We start from the raw sequence: 17,509 nt of genomic DNA, 5'->3' as shown, positions 1-17,509 counted from the left end.
CCAAATCGGACCGGTTCATGCACTTGCATCCATTGGTCCGGATCGCTTAAGTGCCGCCCGGCACTCCCGCTCAAGTTCTGAGGACACTCCATGGCCTACAATATCGTCGTGATCGCCGGCAGCCTGCGCAAGGACAGTTTTTCGCTGAAGATCGCCAATGCGCTCGCCAAGCTCGCGCCGGCCTCTCTCAAGCTCGAGGTCATCACGCCGGCGGGCATCTCCTTTTTCAACCAGGACCTCGAGGGCGCGCCGCCCGCGGACTGGCTGGCCTTCCGCGAAAAGCTCCAGAAATCGGACGGTGTCCTGTTCGTCACCCCGGAATACAATCGCGCCATCCCGGGCGTCCTCAAGAATGCCATCGACGTCGCCTCGCGCCCCTATGGCAAGAGCTCGTTCAACGGCAAGCCGGTCGGCATCATCTCGAACTCGCCGGGCCCGCTCGGCGGCGTCAGCGCGGCCAAGACGCTCCAGAACATCCTGCCGGGCATTGCCGGCCCGATCATGCAGCAGCCCGAGACCTACCTGAACGCGGTTGGCGACGCCTTCGATGCCGAGGGTAACCTCGCCAAGGACGCGCTCAAGACCGTGCTCCAGGCCTATATCGACGCCTTCGCCGTCCACGTGGCCAAGCATCACGGCTGAGGCTGAACAACCTTGTCATTCCGGGGGCGGCTCGAAGAGCCGAACCCGGAATCTCGAGATTCCGGGTTCGATGCTGCGCATCGCCCCGGAATGACAGTTTGCCAAGATTAGCGCTCCCTTAACCAAGCTGCCCCATCTTCCCAAGATGGTCTCCCGCGCGCGCTTCAAATCGATCCTGACCGGTCTTGCCCTCTATGCGATGGCGGCTGCCATCGTCGGCTATTTCGGCGTCAACGCCTATACCGGCAAATATGGCCTCAACGCCCGCCAGGAACTCGACCAGGAGATCATCGCGCTGACGAGCGAGCTGGCCCAGCTCAAGCGCGAGCGCGCCAGGAGCGAGCAGCGCGTCTCGCTGCTGCGTTCGGCGAGGATCGATCCCGACATGCTGGACGAGCGAGCACGCTTCCAGCTCGACTACGTCAATCCGCGCGATCTCGTTCGGATGATCCCGCCGAACTAGCGCTTGCGCAGGTTTCGAAACCGGTATCGAAAGCCGGCGCCGGGTCCGACCGCCTCCTGCAAAGGTCGCAAGACCGCAGTCGTCTTGCCGCCTTGACGGAGCAGCGCGGGCGGGGGCATGGCTTGTGCGGCGCACTGCTCCCAAGGATTGACAGAGATCAATCAGGCCGCGCCGGCACGCCGTAGATTGCCACCCGGAGGAAACGGTGATGAATGGGTCAATGCCCCAGCATCACGCGGCTCGTGTCGAAGCCGCTATTGCATCAGGCCAGGCGGCTCGCTCCGCGCTCGTGGCCTCCTGGCGCCGTTCGTCCCGACTGCATCATCTCGACCCCTCCGGCCGGGGCCTGCCCCAGCGGCTGACCGACGCGGAACTCCGCGAGGCGCGCGAGCGGATCGCACCGCTGCTCGCCGCTGCACGAGGCGCGATGGACCGGCTCTACCAGGCGGTTGGCGCGGCCGGCTGCTGCGTGCTGCTGGCCGACGGCGAGGGGGTACCGGTGGATCGTCGCGGCACGCCGGCGGACGACACCACCTTCCAATCCTGGGGTCTGTGGACCGGCGCGCTCTGGAGCGAGGAGCGCGAGGGCACCAATGGCATCGGCACCTGCGTCGTCGAGCAGCGGCCGCTGACGATCGACCGCGACCAGCACTTCTTCACGCGCAACACGCTGTTGAGCTGCACCGCCGTACCGATCTACGACCACGAGGCGGCGTTTGCCGGCGTGCTCGACGTCTCCTCCTGCCGCGCCGACCGGACCGATGCGTTTTCCAATCTGATCGCGCTCGCGGCAGGCGAGGCGGCAAAGCGCATCGAGGCCGACTTGTTCCGCCGGGCTTTCGCCCATGCCCGCATCGTGCTGACGCCGGCTGCGGACGGACAGTGCGGGGGCCTCGTTGCGGTCGATGCGGACGATCTCGTGGTCGGCGCGACACGCTCCGCCCGGGTGGGACTTGGGCTCGCGCCAGGCCGGGCGTTGCGGCCAGTGCCCGCGGCCGATCTTCTCGGCGGCGATACGGCGCGCGACCACCTCGCCGGCGGTCAGCGCGCGGTGGTGCAGCGGGCGCTGCTCCGCGCGGGCGGCAATGTTTCGGCGGCCGCCAAAGCCCTCGGCGTCAGCCGCGCAACCCTGCACAGGAAGCTCAAGCGGTTCGAGCTGAACCACTGAGGGCCACTGTCCTTTCAGCCGTCATTGCGAGCGTAGCGAAGCAATCCAGAATCTTTCCGCGGAGGGACTCTGGATTGCTTCGCTGCGCTCGCAGTGACGATGTGGAAGCCGCGAGCCCTCGATCTTGCACCTGCCTCACCCCGGACCTGTCGCAGAACTGCGACAGGTCCGCTCCGCCATCGCTCCTATCAGGGCTGACAGGAAACGCCTCCCGCATCATCGTCGGCGCAAGTCGCGACCAGCGACGAATTGCGCAAACAGCAAACATCGGGAGTGATCAATGAACAAGGTGGAATTCCTCAGCGTCACCAAAGTTCCCTTCGCCGAACGCTACGACAACTTCATCGGCGGCAAGTTCGTCGCGCCGATCTCGGGCAAATATTTCGACAATGCCTCGCCGGTGAACGGACAGATCGTCTGCAAGATCGCACGCTCCGACGCGCAGGACGTCGAAGCTGCGCTCGACGCGGCGCATGCCGCCAAGGCCGGCTGGGGGAGCACCAGCGTCGCCGAGCGCGCCGCGATCCTGAACAAGATCGCCGACCGCATGGAAGAGAATCTCGAGCGCCTCGCGATCGCCGAGACCTGGGACAACGGCAAGCCGATCCGCGAGACTCGCGCCGCCGACATCCCGCTCGCCATCGACCACTTCCGCTATTTCGCCGGCGTCGTCCGCGCCCAGGAAGGCTCGATCGGCGAGATCGACCACGATACTATCGCCTATCATTTCCACGAGCCGCTCGGTGTGGTCGGCCAGATCATCCCCTGGAACTTCCCGCTGCTGATGGCCTGCTGGAAACTCGCCCCGGCGCTTGCCGCCGGCAATTGCGTCGTGCTCAAGCCCGCCGAGCAGACCCCGGCCTCGATCATGGTCTGGGCCGAGATCATCGGCGACCTGCTGCCGCCCGGCGTCCTCAACATCGTCAACGGCTTTGGCCTCGAAGCCGGCAAGCCGCTGGCCTCGAGCCCGCGCATCGCCAAGATCGCCTTCACCGGCGAGACCTCGACGGGCCGGCTGATCATGCAATATGCCAGCCAGAACCTGATCCCGGTCACGCTGGAGCTCGGCGGCAAGTCGCCGAACATCTTCTTCAAGGACGTCACCGCCGAGGACGACGACTTCTTCGACAAGGCGATCGAAGGCTTCGTCATGTTCGCGCTGAACCAGGGCGAGGTCTGCACCTGCCCGAGCCGGGCGCTGGTCCACGCCGACATCTATGACCGCTTCATGGAGCGGGCGCTGAAGCGCGTCGCCGCGATCAAGCAGGGCGACCCGCGTGCGGCCGACACCATGATCGGTGCACAGGCCTCGGGTGAGCAGCTCGCCAAGATCCTCTCCTATATCGACATCGGCAAGCAGGAGGGCGCCAAGGTGCTGGCCGGCGGCGGTCGTGCCGAGCTCGGCGGCGATCTTTCCGGCGGCTTCTACGTCCAGCCGACCGTGTTCGAAGGCCACAACAAGATGCGAATCTTCCAGGAGGAGATCTTTGGTCCCGTCGTCTCGGTCACGACCTTCAAGACCGACGACGAAGCGCTCGCGATCGCCAACGACACGCTCTACGGTCTCGGCGCCGGTGTCTGGAGCCGCGATGCCAACCGCTGCTACCGCTTCGGCCGGGCGATCCAGGCCGGCCGGGTCTGGACCAATTGCTACCATGCCTATCCCGCGCATGCGGCGTTCGGCGGCTACAAGCAGTCGGGCGTCGGTCGCGAGACCCACAAGATGATGCTCGATCACTACCAGCAGACCAAGAATCTCCTGGTCAGCTACAGCCCGAAGAAGCTCGGCTTCTTCTGATCGGAACAGGAGCGGGCGGCGCCGTTTTGGCGCCGCTCGTTCCGCTAAACGGGACCTGGCCCGCACGGCGTTAGATTTGTTGCCTGATCTGCGTCAAAGATTTTCCAATATTTCGATCACGTTGCAGTGCGGCATAATGAATGTCGTGTCATGCCGCCGCGGTGCTTTCCAAGGGTGTTTGACTTGGGTTAGAGAGGACGAAAGTTTTCTCTGACCCGGAATTCCCATGGCCGCACCCAAGAAAGCCGCCGCAAGCGCTCCACAGGACAAGACCAACGGCGGTTCGCCCCCGGAATTCACCAGGGAGCAGGAGCTCAAGGCGCTCCGCGACATGCTCCTGATCCGCAGGTTCGAGGAAAAGGCCGGCCAGCTCTACGGCATGGGCGCGATCGGCGGCTTCTGCCACCTCTATATCGGCCAGGAGGCCGTGGTGGTCGGCATGCAGATGGCCCTCAAGGAGGGCGATCAGGTCATCACCGGCTATCGCGACCACGGTCACATGCTCGCGACCGGTATGGACGCCAACGGCGTCATGGCCGAGCTCACGGGACGCCGCGGCGGCTATTCCAAGGGCAAGGGCGGCTCCATGCACATGTTCAGCAAGGAGAAGCACTTTTACGGCGGCCACGGCATCGTCGGCGCCCAGGTCTCGCTCGGCACGGGTCTGGCCTTCGCCAACAACTATCGCGGCAACGGCAATGTCAGCGTCACCTATTTCGGCGACGGCGCGGCCAACCAGGGCCAGGTCTATGAGAGCTTCAACATGGCGGAGCTCTGGAAGCTGCCGGTGATCTATGTCATCGAGAACAACCGCTACGCCATGGGCACCGCGGTCTCGCGCGCTTCCGCGCAGCAGGACTTCTCCAAGCGCGGCGCGTCCTTCAACATCCCCGGCCAACAGGTCGACGGCATGGACGTCCGCGCCGTGAAGGCTGCGGGCGACGAGGCGGCCGCGTGGTGCCGCGCCGGCAAGGGCCCCTTCATCCTGGAAATGCAGACCTACCGCTATCGCGGCCACTCGATGTCCGACCCTGCAAAATACCGCACGCGCGAGGAGGTCGAGAAGGTCCGCCACGATCAGGACCCGATCGAGCAGGTGCGCAACCGCCTGTTGGCCGCCAAGGTCAGCGAGGCCGATCTCAAGGCGATCGACGCCGAGGTGCGTGATATCGTCAACGCGTCTGCCGACTTTGCCCAGCATGATCCCGAGCCGGATGCCGCCGAGCTCTGGACCGACGTTTACCGCTGAACGCGCGCAAGCTTTCTTTTGGAGCCGATATGCCAATTCAAGTGCTGATGCCCGCGTTGTCGCCCACGATGGAAAAGGGCAACCTCGCCAAATGGCTGAAAAAAGAGGGTGAGGCCATCAAGTCCGGCGATGTCATCGCCGAGATCGAGACCGACAAGGCGACCATGGAGGTCGAGGCGACCGACGAGGGCACGCTCGGCAAGATCCTGATCCCCGAAGGCACCGCCGACGTCGCCGTCAACACGCCGATCGCGACGATTCTTGCCGACGGTGAGAGCGCCGCTGATCTCGCAAAGGCGCCCGCGCCGGCCCCGCAGCCGAAGGCCGCCGAATCCGCAGCCCCTGCCGCCGCAAAGGCCGAGGCACCCGCGCCCAGGGCTGCGCCGTCCGCACCGCAAGCCGTCGCCGAGCCCGATCCGGAAGTGCCCGCGGGCACCGAGATGGTGACGCAGACCATCCGCGAAGCGCTGCGCGATGCCATGGCCGAAGAGATGCGCCGCGACGCCGACGTCTTCGTGATGGGCGAAGAGGTTGCCGAGTATCAGGGCGCCTACAAGGTCACCCAGGGCCTGCTCCAGGAATTCGGCGCCAAGCGCGTGATCGACACGCCGATCACCGAGCACGGCTTTGCCGGCATCGGCGTCGGCGCCGCGATGACCGGGCTGAAGCCGGTCGTCGAGTTCATGACCTTCAACTTCGCGATGCAGGCGATCGACCAGATCATCAACTCCGCCGCCAAGACGCTCTATATGTCCGGCGGCCAGATGGGGTGCTCGATCGTGTTCCGCGGCCCGAACGGCGCCGCCGCGCGCGTCGCCGCGCAGCACAGCCAGGACTATTCATCCTGGTATTCGAACGTTCCGGGTCTCAAGGTCGTCGCGCCGTTCTCGGCCGCGGATTACAAGGGCCTGCTCAAGGCCGCGATCCGCGATCCCAATCCGGTGATCTTCCTCGAGAACGAGGTGCTCTACGGCCACACCGGCGAAGTGCCAAAGCTCGACGACTTCGTGATCCCGATCGGCAAGGCGCGCATCGTGCGCTCCGGAAGCCACGTCACAATCATCTCCTGGTCGAACGGCATGACCTATGCGCTCAAGGCCGCCGACGAGCTCGCCAAGGACGGCATCGAGGCCGAGGTGATCGACCTGCGCACGCTGCGCCCGATGGACACCGAGACTATCGTCAACTCGGTCAAGAAAACGGGGCGCGCCGTCACGGTGGAAGAGGGCTGGGCCCAGAGCGGCGTCGGCGCCGAGATCGCCGCGCGGATCATGGAGAACGCCTTCGACTATCTGGACGCGCCTGTTGCGCGCGTCTCCGGCAAGGACGTGCCGATGCCCTATGCCGCGAATCTGGAGAAGCTCGCGCTGCCGTCGGCGGCGGAAGTCGTCGAGGCCGCCAAAGCCGTCTGCTACAGGTAGACCATGGCGGGCCCGAAGGAGCAGCCACTGCCACCCGACGTCATGACCCGCGAGGACGCGGTCGAGATCCTGCGCGTGTTCGTGCTGGACGGCGGGCTGTCGATGGCGTTCCAGCGCGCCTTCGAGGAACCCGACATGTGGGGCCTCTTGCTCGTCGATCTTGCCCGTCACGCCGCGCGCGCCTATGCGCGCGAGAGCGAATATACCGAGGAGGACGCGTTGAGCCGGATCCTCGAGATGTTCCAGGCCGAGATCGAGCGCCCCACGGACACCGGCACCACGACGCCGCGCGGGAAGGGGCACTGACAGTGGCGATCGAATCCTATCACTTCGATTTCATGCTGGAGGCGATCCGCGAGGCGGCGGCCTCGATCGCGCAGGGCGGCCTGCCGATCGGCGCCGTGCTGACGCGCGACAACCAGATCATCGCCCGCGGTCACAACAACCGCGTGCAGGAGAACAACGTGATCCTGCACGGCGAGATGAGCTGCCTGCGCGAGGCCGGCGCGATCACATTCCACGACACCGTCATGTACACCACGCTGTCGCCATGCTCGATGTGTGCCGGCGCGCTCGCATTGTTCAAGGTGAAGCTGGTGGTGATCGGGGAATCCGTCACCTTTCCGGGCTCCAAGGACATCCTCGACAAGTTCGGCATCCCCTGGATCGACCTTGCCGACGACCGCTCCATCACCATGATGAAGAATTGGCGTTCTATCCCGGCCAATGAGCGCCTCTGGCAGGGCGACATCGGCAACTAAACCTGGTCTGTTCGTCTTCGCTGTCGGGGACGACGTTTTGAAAAGTTCTTCTTGAGGTCAGCATGCCCATCAACATCCTGATGCCCGCTCTCTCGCCGACGATGGAGAAGGGCAACCTCGCCAAGTGGCTGAAGAAGGAAGGCGACAAGGTCAAATCCGGCGATGTCATCGCCGAGATCGAGACCGACAAGGCGACCATGGAGGTCGAGGCCATCGACGAGGGCACGATCGCCAAGATCCTGGTGCCCGAAGGCACGCAGGACGTCCCGGTCAACGACGTCATCGCCGTGCTGGCCGGCGAGGGCGAGGATGTGAAGGCCGCTGGTGCCGCCAAGCCCAGCGCTTCCGCCGCGCCGCCGAAAGCCACGGATGCTCCCGCTGCTGCGCCAGCTCCCGCGCCAGCACCTGCTGCGCCCAAGGCTGCACCGCCGCCCGCCGCCGCACCCGCGCCGCAGGCTGCCGCACCGGCTGCTCAGAGCAACGGCCATGGCGGCCGCGTGTTCTCATCGCCGCTGGCGCGGCGTCTGGCCAAGGACGCCGGCATCGACGTGTCGATGGTGACAGGCACCGGCCCGCACGGCCGCGTCGTCGCCCGCGACGTCGAGCAGGCCAAGTCCGGCAAGGGCCTCAAGGCGCCCGCCGCGGCGCCGTCATCCGCGCCCTCGATCGCGCCGACCATGTCGGACAAGCAGATCCTGTCGCTGTTCGAGCCCGGCTCCTACGACATCGTCCCGCACGACGGCATGCGCCGCACGATCGCGCAGCGCCTGACTGCGTCGATCCAGAACGTCCCGCATTTCTACCTCACCATCGACTGCGACATCGGCAAGCTGCTCGCCGCGCGCGAGGAGATCAATGCGGCCGCTCCCAAGGACAAGGAGAAGAAGCCGCTCTACAAGATCTCGGTCAACGACTTCGTCATCAAGGCGATGGCGGTCGCGCTCCAGAAGATCCCGAACTGCAATGTGAGCTGGACCGAAAGCGGCATGGTCAAGCATCACCATTCCGACGTCGGCGTTGCCGTGGCGATGCCCGGCGGCCTGATCACGCCGATCATCCGGAAAGCGGAGACCAAGACGCTCTCCACCATCTCAAACGAGATGAAGGACTTTGCCGCGCGCGCCCGCTCGCGCAAGCTCAAGCCCGAGGAATACCAGGGCGGCACCACCGCCGTGTCCAACCTCGGCATGTACGGCATCAGCCACTTCACCGCCGTGATCAACCCGCCGCATGCCACCATCCTCGCGGTCGGCACCAGCGAAGAGCGGCCCGTGGTGCGGAATGGCAAGATCGAGATCGCGCACATGATGAGCGTGACCTTGTCGTGCGATCACCGCGCCATCGACGGCGCGCTCGGCGCCGAGCTGATCGGCGCGTTCAAGCAGCTCATCGAAAATCCGGTCATGATGATGGTCTGAGATGGCGCATGCGGACGCGCTGGCCCTGGATCTCAATGGTGATCTCGCTGGTGTTGACGCTCAGCCCGATCGGCCGCGACATCATTGAATCTGCCTTCTTTGCCGGAGAGAGACTGTCGCGCGACATCTGGAGACCCATTGCGCTGGTGATCATCGCCGTCATGGCGGCGGTCATCCTCGCGGAATGGCTGATCAGAACTTACATCCTCAATCGCCGCGCCCGCGGCGCAACGACCGCTTGAGTTGAACGGGAGCCGCCATGGCCGATACATCCTTCGACATCATCATCATCGGCTCCGGTCCCGGCGGCTATGTCACCGCGATCCGCGCCGCCCAGCTCGGCTTCAAGGTCGCGATCGTCGAAAAGTCCTACCTCGGCGGCATCTGCCTGAACTGGGGCTGCATCCCGACCAAGGCGCTGCTGCGCTCCGCCGAGATCTATCACTACATGCAGCACGCCAAGGATTACGGCCTGTCGGCCGAGAAGGTCTCGTTCGACCCGAAGGCTGTGGTGCAGCGTTCGCGTGGCGTCTCGAAGCGTCTGAATGACGGCGTCGGCTTCCTGATGAAGAAGAACAAGGTGAGCGTAATCTGGGGCGCTGCCTCGATCGACGCGCCCGGCAAGGTCACCGTGAAGAAGTCCGACGTCGAAGCGCCGAAGGGCGCGCTGGGCGAGGGGACCTACCAGGCCAAGCACATCATCGTCGCGACCGGCGCGCGGCCGCGCGTGCTGCCGGGGCTCGAGCCCGACAAGAAGCTGATCTGGACCTATTTCGAGGCGATGGTGCCGGAGCGGATGCCGAAGTCGCTGCTGGTCGTCGGCTCCGGCGCGATCGGCATCGAATTCGCCTCGTTCTTCCACACCATGGGCTCTGACGTCACCGTGGTCGAGGTGCTGCCGCAGATCCTGCCGGTCGAGGACGCCGAGATCGCCGGCCTTGCGCGCAAGCGTTTCGAAAAGCAGGGCATCAAGATCCTGTCCTCGACCAAGGTGACGAAGCTCGAGAAGAAGGCCGACAGCGTCGTCGCCACCATCGACGACGGCAAGGGCAAGCCTGTGACCACCGAGTTCGAGCGCGTGATCTCGGCGGTCGGCGTCGTTGGCAACATCGAGAGCCTCGGCCTCGAAAAGCTCGGTGTCAAAACCGATCGCGGCTGCATCGTGATCGACGGTTACGGCAAGACCAACGTCCCCGGCATCTACGCCATTGGCGACGTCGCGGGCCCCCCGATGCTGGCGCACAAGGCCGAGCATGAAGGCGTGATCTGCGTCGAGGCGATCAAGGGCCTGCATCCGCATCCCATGGACAAGAACCTGATCCCGGGCTGCACCTATTGCCAGCCGCAGGTCGCCTCGGTCGGCCTCACCGAAGCCAAGGCCAAGGAGAACGGCCGCGAGATCCGCGTCGGCCGCTTCCCCTTCGTCGGCAACGGCAAGGCGATTGCGCTGGGCGAGGACCAGGGCCTGGTCAAGGTGATCTTCGACAAGAAGACCGGTCAGCTCCTCGGCGCCCACATGGTCGGCGCGGAGGTCACCGAGCTGATCCAGGGCTATGTCGTCGCCATGAATCTGGAGACGACGGAAGAAGAGCTGATGCACACCGTGTTCCCGCATCCGACGCTGTCGGAGATGATGAAGGAAGCCGTGCTGGATGCTTATGGGCGAGTGTTGAATATTTGAGGGAAGGGGGACTGCGGCGTCGGGGGCGCTCTGAGCAGTCCCGTCATCCTGAGGTGTGAGGCCGGCGGTGCGGAGCACCGTTGGCCGAGCCTCGAAGGATGAGCGGCCGAGATGCAGCCGGTCTCGTCGCCCTTCGAGGCTCACCATACGGCGCGATGCGCCGCATGGCTCGCGCCTCAAGGTGACGGATCACGTAATGAACGGAACAGAACAAGAAGAGGGCCAACCCATGCACGACAACGACAACCTCACCATCGAACGCCCGACCTTCGTCACCCATCTCGAATGCGCGATGGAAGGCGATCACTACGCGGCCGACCAGGTCCACAACCTCTCGAAAGCCGGCAAGCCGCTGCTGGTGCGCTACGACCTCGCGGGCGTGAAGAAGGCGCTGACCAAGGATGCGCTCAAGGAACGCCCCGCTGACATGTGGCGCTATCGCGAGCTGCTGCCGGTGCGCAAATGCAAGGACATCGTCTCGCTCGGCGAGGTGACGACGCCGCTGATCCGGCTGCCGAAGCTCGGAAAAAAGCTGGGCGGCGGTGAGATCATCGTGAAGGATGAGGGACGCCTGCCGACCGGCTCGTTCAAGGCGCGCGGTCTGGTGATGGCGGTGTCGATGGGCAAGGCGCTCGGCATCAAGCACATGGCGATGCCGACCAACGGCAATGCCGGTGCGGCGCTCGCGGCTTACGCGACCTCCTGCGGCATCAAGACCACGATCTTCTGCCCGGCCGATACGCCGGAAGTGAACGTCAGCGAGATCGAGCTCCAGGGTGCGACCGTCTACCGCGTCAACGGCTATATCGACGATTGCGGCAAGATCGTCGGCGAGGGCAAGGCGAAGGTCGGCTGGTTCGACACCTCCACGCTGAAGGAGCCGTACCGCATCGAAGGCAAGAAGACGATGGGCCTCGAACTCGCCGAGCAGCTCGGCTGGGACGTGCCCGACGTGATCTTCTATCCGACTGGCGGCGGCACTGGCCTGATCGGCATGTGGAAGGCCTTTGACGAGCTCGAGAAGATCGGCTTCATCGGTTCGAAGCGCCCGCGCATGGTCGCGGTGCAAGCCTCCGGGTGCGCGCCGATGGTGCGCGCCTTCGATGCCGGCACCGAGCATGCGACGCGCTGGGAGGACGCCCACACCATCGCGTCCGGCATCCGCGTGCCGCAGGCGATCGGCGATTTCCTGATCCTGCGCGCGGTGCGCGAGAGCAAGGGCTTTGCCATCGCGGTCGACGACGACAAGATCTCGGCGGCGCTGAACGAGGTCGCGCGCGAGGAGGGGCTTTTGCTGTGCCCCGAGGGCGCCGCGACCTACGCCGCTTACAAGGAAAGCCTGGCCGACGGCCGCGTCAGCAAGACCGACCGCGTGATGTTGTTCAACTGCGCGACCGGCCTGAAATACCCGCTGCCGCCGGTCACCCGCACGCTCGATCGTCACAAGCCGATCGACTTCTCGCAGTTCTAGAAATCTCTCCCTCTCCCCGTTCTTACGGGGGCGCGACGAGCTTCGCTCGCGCTGGGAGGGTTGGGGTGAGAGGCCTGCTTCCGCGCGAACACGGTGGCAGATGGGCTCGCGGAGGCTCCCGCTGACCCATTTGCTTCGCAATTCGACCTCTCCCCGCAAGCGGGGCGAGGTAAAGAAAAACAACAATGACATTGCTGGGGAGAACACAATGACGAAGGCCGTCTGGGCCGGGCTGATCGGTATTCTCGCTCTCACCGGCGCTGCGCGCGCCGACGACTATCCCTCGCATCCTATCACCATCATCGTTCCCTTCGCGGCCGGCGGCCCGTCGGATGCGATGGCGCGCGTGCTCGCCGAACGGATGCGGACGACGCTCGGCCAGCCCCTGGTGATCGAGAACGTCACCGGCGCCGGCGGTTCGATCGGCGTCGGTCGCGCCGTGCATTCGCCGGCAGACGGCTACACCATCTCGTTTGGCCATCTCGGCACCCATGTGGCCAACGGCGCCGTCTACAAGCTCAACTACGATCTCGTCGCCGATCTCGAACCGGTGGTGTTGTTGCCGAGTAACCCCATGATCGTCGTCAGCAAGAACGCGGTCCCGGCGACGTCGCTGAAAGAGCTTTTGGACTGGCTCAAGTCGCGGCCGTCGGCGGCAACCGCCGGCACGGCCGGTGCGGGCTCCGGCAGCCACATCGCCGGGGTCTATTTCGAGAGTGTCAGCGGCATCAAGCTGCAATACGTGCCGTATCGCGGCACTGCGCCCGCGCTGAACGATCTCATCGCGGGCCAGATCGACGTCATCGTCGACCAGACCTCCAACTCCATCAACCAGGTCCGCGCCGGCACCATCCGTGCCTACGCCGTCACCGACGACAAGCGCCTGTCCTCGGCGCCGGACATCCCGACCGCGGAGGAGGCGGGCCTGAAAGGCTTCCACATGACGCTGTGGTCGGGGATGTGGGTGCCGAAGGGCACGCCGAAGGAGATCGTGACCAAGCTCAACGCCGCCGCCGTGGAGGCCCTGAACGATCCCGCCGTGAAGAAGCAGCTCGAAAGCCAGGGCCTGGAGATGACGCCGCAGGATCAGCTCACCCCTGAAGCCCTCGGCACCCGCCAGAAGGCGGAGATCGCAAAATGGTGGCCAATCATCAAGGCGGCGAATATCAAGGTGGATTAGAGCACCTTGCCGCTTCGTATGTCGCCACGACGACGAGTAGCCGCGGCCTGAGGGGCAGGCGCGGCCGCGTTACAACTTGGCTTCATCCGCCCCCGTCAGGGCCGCCTCCAGACATTGAAGCAGCTTCGGCGTGGAAAACGGCTTCGCGAGAAAGCAGGTCGCGCCGGCCTTCAGCGCGCGGTCGCGCACGGCCTCGTCGGGAAAAGCCGTCATGAAGATGAAGGGCGTGATGCGCCCGAGGCTGCGCATATGCGTCAACAGCTCGACACCGCTCATGGCCAACATCTGCACGTCGGCGATTACGCAGGAGGTCGTGTCCAGTTCGGCGGATTGAAGAAATTCGTGAGCGGAACCAAAGGTGTGGACCGTGTATCCGCGCGACGTCAGGAGGTTGTTCGTCGCAAGGCGAACGGAGGGATCATCATCAATGACGGAAATGATCGAGGGCACTGACAATATGATCGCTCCTGAACGGGGAGCCGCCGGGCACGGTTCAGCCGCTTACGGAAAGTGGGCCCCCGGAGCGGGATTGGAAAGCATACTTAGGTTTGCAGGTGACCCCTGTTGCGCGGGATTCCGAGCGCGTCGGTCATTCTGACGAGATCGGCCAATGACTTCGCCCCCATTTTCCGCATGATCTGCCCGCGATAGATCTTCACGGTGATCTCGGCCAATCCAAGTTCGGCGGCGACCTGTTTGTTCATCAGGCCGGATGCAACCAGGGCGAGCACGTCGCGCTCGCGCGCTGTCAGCCCCTCGAAACGGGATCGCACGCCCGAGATCGACTTCTCGGCATCGCGCCGCCTGCGATCCCGTTCGATCGCTGCCTGCACCGCATCCAGCATGTCCTGGTCGCGCACCGGCTTGGTCAGAAAATCGACGGCACCGCTCTTCATGGCTCTCACGGTCATGGGAATATCGCCATGACCGGTGATGAAGATAATGGGCGTGTGAATATTGGCCTTGGCGAGGTCCGCCTGGAGGTCGAGGCCGCTCGATCCTGGCAGACGGATGTCGAGCACGAGGCAACTGGGGACCGCAGGCGGTTGGGCTTCCATGATCTCCGCCGCCGAACTGAAGGCCTCGACCTTAAGGCCGACCGATTGAAAGAGATTGGTCAGCGCGCGGCGCATCGACGGATCATCATCGACGATCCGGACGATCGGGTCACCTGCGCTCGCCTGGGCCTGCTTGGCATTGTCGGTCACGACGTGTCCTTGTGCGGCAAGGGCAGGGCGATCTGGAATGTTGCACCGCTCCCCTCATTTTGAAAGGCCGAAAGCCGGCCCGCGTGAGCCTCGATGATCGATCGGCAGATCGAGAGTCCCATCCCCAGACCGCCCGACTTCGTCGTGAAGAAGGGGGTGAAGATGCGCTCCTTTACGTCTTTGCCGAGGCCGACACCGCGATCCGTCACGGTGAGGAGCAGGCGGTCGTCATCGTCGTCGTCGTTCGTCAGGCTCGAGCGGATCGCCAGTTCGCGCGGGTGGTCGACATTGGCTTGCATGGCTTCGATGCCGTTCATCACCAGGTTGATCAGCACCTGCTGGAGCTGGATCCGGTCGCCGCAAATCCTCGGCAGGTCGGACGCCAACTCCATCCGCACCGACACCCCATGGGTCGCGAGCTCGCGCCGAACGAGCGCCACCGCCTCCCGGACGACTTGGTTGATGTCGAGTGAAACCACTTCGATCTCGGTTTTCTTCGCGAGCGCCCTGATCCGGCGGATCACCTCGCTGGCCCGATTGGCGTCCTCGACAATCCATTCTGCGGAACGGCGCGCGGCCTTCAAGTCGGCGGGTTCGCGATCGAGCCAAGCGATGCAGGCGTCCGCATTGGAGATCACGGCGGCAAGAGGCTGGGTGATTTCGTGGGCAATCGAGGCGGTAAGTTCGCCAAGCGTCGTGACGCGCGTGACATGGGCGAGCTCGGCTTGAGCCTTGCGCAGCGCATCTTCAGCCTGCTCCGCGCGGATCGCCGCCGTTACATCGCTGCTGACGCCTCGATAGCCGAGAAAATGACCGTCCGCGTCATGCAAGGGCTTGCCGCTGGTGCGCACGTAAATTGGAGAGCCGTTGCGATCCCTGCCGCGGTAAACCAGATCGCGGAACGGGAGGTGGGCGTCGAGCGTCGCGCGATGCTGCTCCCACTTTCCGGGCTCGAGCTCGGCATCGGGCGGAATGTCCCACCGCGTCAGGCCGATCAAGGCCGTCGGCGCAGCACTGGCCGGATCGGAGTGTTCCGATATCTTCGTGATACGGTGATCCGGCCCGGTCTCCCAAAACCAGTCCGATGCGGTTTCAGCATAGTCGCGGAATCGCTGCTCGGATGCCTTGAGCTCGTCAAATGCCCTTTGAAGTGCTTCTTTTGCGGCGACCTGCTCGGTGACGTCCACGTGGGTACCGATAATTTCCGTCACTTCGCCGTCGCTGCCGACGACGGGATGTCCCTCGGTATGAACTCGTCGTATCGAGCCGTCCGGGCGCGCAATGCGAAAGTCAATTTCGAAGGGCTTCCTTCGCCGGAGGGCCTGACGTTCCACCTCGATGATCCGCTGGAAATCCTCGGGGAGGATGCGTTCCTGGAAAGCCCGTGCCGGTACATCGATCTGGTTCGGCTCAAATCCGAACAGGCGGTAGAGTTCAGCCGAACGGTATGCAAACTCCTGACGGCGCACATCCCAGGCCCAGCTGCTTGTATGGCTGAGCCGCTGGGCCTCGGCCAGATAGGCCTCGCTGCGACGCAGCCGCTGTTCGGCCTCCTTTGCAACCGTGACATCAGTGACGCCCCCGACAAGCTCGATGCACCCGGATCCGTGTCTCAGCGCGCGCGCCACGGAATGGAGATATTTGATTGATCCATCCGGCATCAGCAGGCGATACTCATGGTCGAAATCCTCTGCTCGTCGGGCGGCCCGATCGAGCGTCCTGCTGACCGCATCGCGATCTTCCGGATGGATGCGCTGGAAGACGAAATCCAAGGTCGGCTTCACCGCCGGGTCGCACTGGAAGATGCGAAAGGTTTGCCTTGACCAGACGATCGCGCCTGTCGCGACGTCCAGGCCGAAGCTGCCGGTGCGGCTCAATTCCTGCGCCTCTGCGAGGTAGGCTTCGCTCTGCCGCAGCGCATCCTCCGCTTCCTTGCGCTGGGTGATATTTTCGCAGGCGACCAGCACGATCGGCGTTCCGTCGCCGCGCAGCATCGCCTTGGCGTTCTCACGGACCCAAAGGACTGAGCCGTCCTTCCGGAACTTGCGAATCTCCCAGGTATGCGACTGGTCCAGGGTTTCCAGGCACAACGCTACGCATCGACGGACGGCGTCGTGGTCCTCCTCGAAGAAGACGTTGAGCACGGACTGGCCAATCAGCTCGGCCGGCGTGTAGCCCAGTTGTGCGGCGCCGAACGTATTGACGTTGAGCACTGTTCCGGCCGGATCGACCATGAAATACATGACCGGATTGTGCTCGAATACCTCACGCCACTGCTTCACGGCGTCGCGTAGATCGGCGGTGTCTTGCTGCGAGTCATCTGCGACCGCGGACGCGTCCTTCTCGCCGTTGCCGAACGATCGAAGCGCGGCAAGGCCGCCGAGCAGGAGTTGTGCTGCCGAATTCCCAAATTTCGCGATCTGGCCAGGCATCATCGCAGGCGTCCCGGCTCGCTGAGGCCAAGGCAAGTAGAGCACTTTGCAACAAGGGGAGCAATTCCTTCCGACTAAAGTGGAATCCGCCCACCGAAACTCGCGGTTGCCGTGCAGCCAGCTGGCTTTGCCTCGTCTAATTGAAGGGGAAGGGCCGGAAAACTACGGGACAAACCTACGTATAGCTCGCGCATTCCTAATCATAGCGCACATTTACCTCCGTACAATTGAGCGGTCCGTTGCGTGCGGACTAGTCTCACGACCAATCGAGGGGACGCGATGTGCAAGGCACAAGCCAGCGATTTGCGCGATGTGCTGCTCATAGAACCAAGCTCTGCGTCCGTTGCCCCGAGTTGCCGCATGATTGGCGGGTCGTGATTGAGAGGCCGCATTTTCAAAAAACGAGCGTGGATGGCCGTGCACCAGCGTACGAGCGCAGCCACGATCATGAGAGACAGGAGGAGAGCATGATGTGCGATAGGCCTGAACACTCCGAGCGCGGTCATGATGTAAAGGGCTGCGCTGTCTGCAACGGCAAGTTTGGCCTGATCCGATATTATTCCTGGCGAACGCCGCTGTGCTCCAGAAAGTGTCTCGATCGCTTCAGGGCGCGCCGC

At 64.3% G+C, this 17,509-nt stretch carries 16 protein-coding genes; 13 read left to right on the top strand and 3 right to left on the bottom strand.

Annotated features, from left to right (window positions below):
- Nucleotides 1-90: 90 nt before the first annotated feature.
- From ACFLEY_RS25515 to ACFLEY_RS25455, 13 genes are all read left to right on the top strand, one after another.
- Nucleotides 91-642 carry an NADPH-dependent FMN reductase gene (locus ACFLEY_RS25515; RefSeq protein WP_060912355.1) on the top strand — a complete coding sequence of 184 codons (552 nt, stop codon included), beginning with the start codon at nt 91-93 and terminating at the stop codon, nt 640-642.
- Nucleotides 643-787: 145 nt separating this feature from the next.
- Nucleotides 788-1,105, top strand: a complete 318-nt coding sequence (locus tag ACFLEY_RS25510; RefSeq protein ID WP_060912354.1) for a septum formation initiator family protein — start codon at nt 788-790, stop codon at nt 1,103-1,105.
- A 208-nt stretch (nt 1,106-1,313) separates the two neighbouring features.
- Nucleotides 1,314-2,273, top strand: a complete 960-nt coding sequence (locus ACFLEY_RS25505) for a GAF domain-containing protein (protein WP_028171816.1) — start codon at nt 1,314-1,316, stop codon at nt 2,271-2,273.
- Nucleotides 2,274-2,553: 280 nt separating this feature from the next.
- On the top strand, nt 2,554-4,071 hold the full coding sequence (gene adh, locus ACFLEY_RS25500; RefSeq protein WP_011087552.1) for an aldehyde dehydrogenase: 1,518 nt from the start codon (nt 2,554-2,556) through the stop codon (nt 4,069-4,071).
- Nucleotides 4,072-4,297: 226 nt separating this feature from the next.
- Nucleotides 4,298-5,320: a pyruvate dehydrogenase (acetyl-transferring) E1 component subunit alpha gene (gene pdhA, locus ACFLEY_RS25495; RefSeq protein ID WP_060912353.1), complete on the top strand. Its 1,023-nt coding sequence runs from the start codon at nt 4,298-4,300 to the stop codon at nt 5,318-5,320.
- A gap of 29 nt (nt 5,321-5,349) precedes the next feature.
- A complete protein-coding gene (locus ACFLEY_RS25490) occupies nt 5,350-6,741 on the top strand; it encodes a pyruvate dehydrogenase complex E1 component subunit beta (protein ID WP_028171819.1) in 1,392 nt (463 codons plus the stop codon).
- Between the two features lie 3 nt (nt 6,742-6,744).
- On the top strand, nt 6,745-7,047 hold the full coding sequence (locus ACFLEY_RS25485; protein WP_008142223.1) for a DUF5076 domain-containing protein: 303 nt from the start codon (nt 6,745-6,747) through the stop codon (nt 7,045-7,047).
- Between the two features lie 2 nt (nt 7,048-7,049).
- On the top strand, nt 7,050-7,502 hold the full coding sequence (locus ACFLEY_RS25480) for a nucleoside deaminase (protein ID WP_060912352.1): 453 nt from the start codon (nt 7,050-7,052) through the stop codon (nt 7,500-7,502).
- Between the two features lie 62 nt (nt 7,503-7,564).
- A complete protein-coding gene (locus tag ACFLEY_RS25475) occupies nt 7,565-8,920 on the top strand; it encodes a pyruvate dehydrogenase complex dihydrolipoamide acetyltransferase (RefSeq protein WP_060912351.1) in 1,356 nt (451 codons plus the stop codon).
- 8 nt (nt 8,921-8,928) lie between these two features.
- On the top strand, nt 8,929-9,162 hold the full coding sequence (locus tag ACFLEY_RS25470) for a hypothetical protein (protein ID WP_028171820.1): 234 nt from the start codon (nt 8,929-8,931) through the stop codon (nt 9,160-9,162).
- A gap of 17 nt (nt 9,163-9,179) precedes the next feature.
- Nucleotides 9,180-10,601: a dihydrolipoyl dehydrogenase gene (gene lpdA, locus ACFLEY_RS25465; RefSeq protein ID WP_060912350.1), complete on the top strand. Its 1,422-nt coding sequence runs from the start codon at nt 9,180-9,182 to the stop codon at nt 10,599-10,601.
- Nucleotides 10,602-10,830: 229 nt separating this feature from the next.
- On the top strand, nt 10,831-12,072 hold the full coding sequence (locus ACFLEY_RS25460) for a threonine synthase (protein ID WP_028171821.1): 1,242 nt from the start codon (nt 10,831-10,833) through the stop codon (nt 12,070-12,072).
- Between the two features lie 208 nt (nt 12,073-12,280).
- Nucleotides 12,281-13,252, top strand: a complete 972-nt coding sequence (locus ACFLEY_RS25455; protein ID WP_038967237.1) for a tripartite tricarboxylate transporter substrate binding protein BugD — start codon at nt 12,281-12,283, stop codon at nt 13,250-13,252.
- Between the two features lie 69 nt (nt 13,253-13,321).
- Here the strand turns inward: ACFLEY_RS25455 and ACFLEY_RS25450 are convergent, their stop codons facing one another.
- The 3 genes from ACFLEY_RS25450 to ACFLEY_RS25440 form a co-directional block, all read right to left on the bottom strand.
- A complete protein-coding gene (locus ACFLEY_RS25450) occupies nt 13,322-13,708 on the bottom strand; it encodes a response regulator transcription factor (protein ID WP_028171823.1) in 387 nt (128 codons plus the stop codon).
- Between the two features lie 86 nt (nt 13,709-13,794).
- Nucleotides 13,795-14,460 carry a response regulator transcription factor gene (locus ACFLEY_RS25445; protein WP_011087542.1) on the bottom strand — a complete coding sequence of 222 codons (666 nt, stop codon included), beginning with the start codon at nt 14,458-14,460 and terminating at the stop codon, nt 13,795-13,797.
- Nucleotides 14,457-16,895, bottom strand: coding sequence for a PAS domain S-box protein (locus tag ACFLEY_RS25440; RefSeq protein ID WP_060912349.1), 2,439 nt, complete (start codon nt 16,893-16,895; stop codon nt 14,457-14,459). Before ACFLEY_RS25440 ends, ACFLEY_RS25445 begins: the two co-directional genes overlap by 4 nt.
- Between the last annotated feature and the right edge of the window lie 614 nt (nt 16,896-17,509).

The sequence above is a fragment of the Bradyrhizobium sp. YCK136 genome, assembly GCF_044570075.1.
GTDB lineage: Bacteria > Pseudomonadota > Alphaproteobacteria > Rhizobiales > Xanthobacteraceae > Bradyrhizobium > Bradyrhizobium diazoefficiens.
The sequence above is the reverse complement of the archived record's forward strand: the minus strand, read 5'-3'. Positions and strand labels throughout refer to the sequence as shown.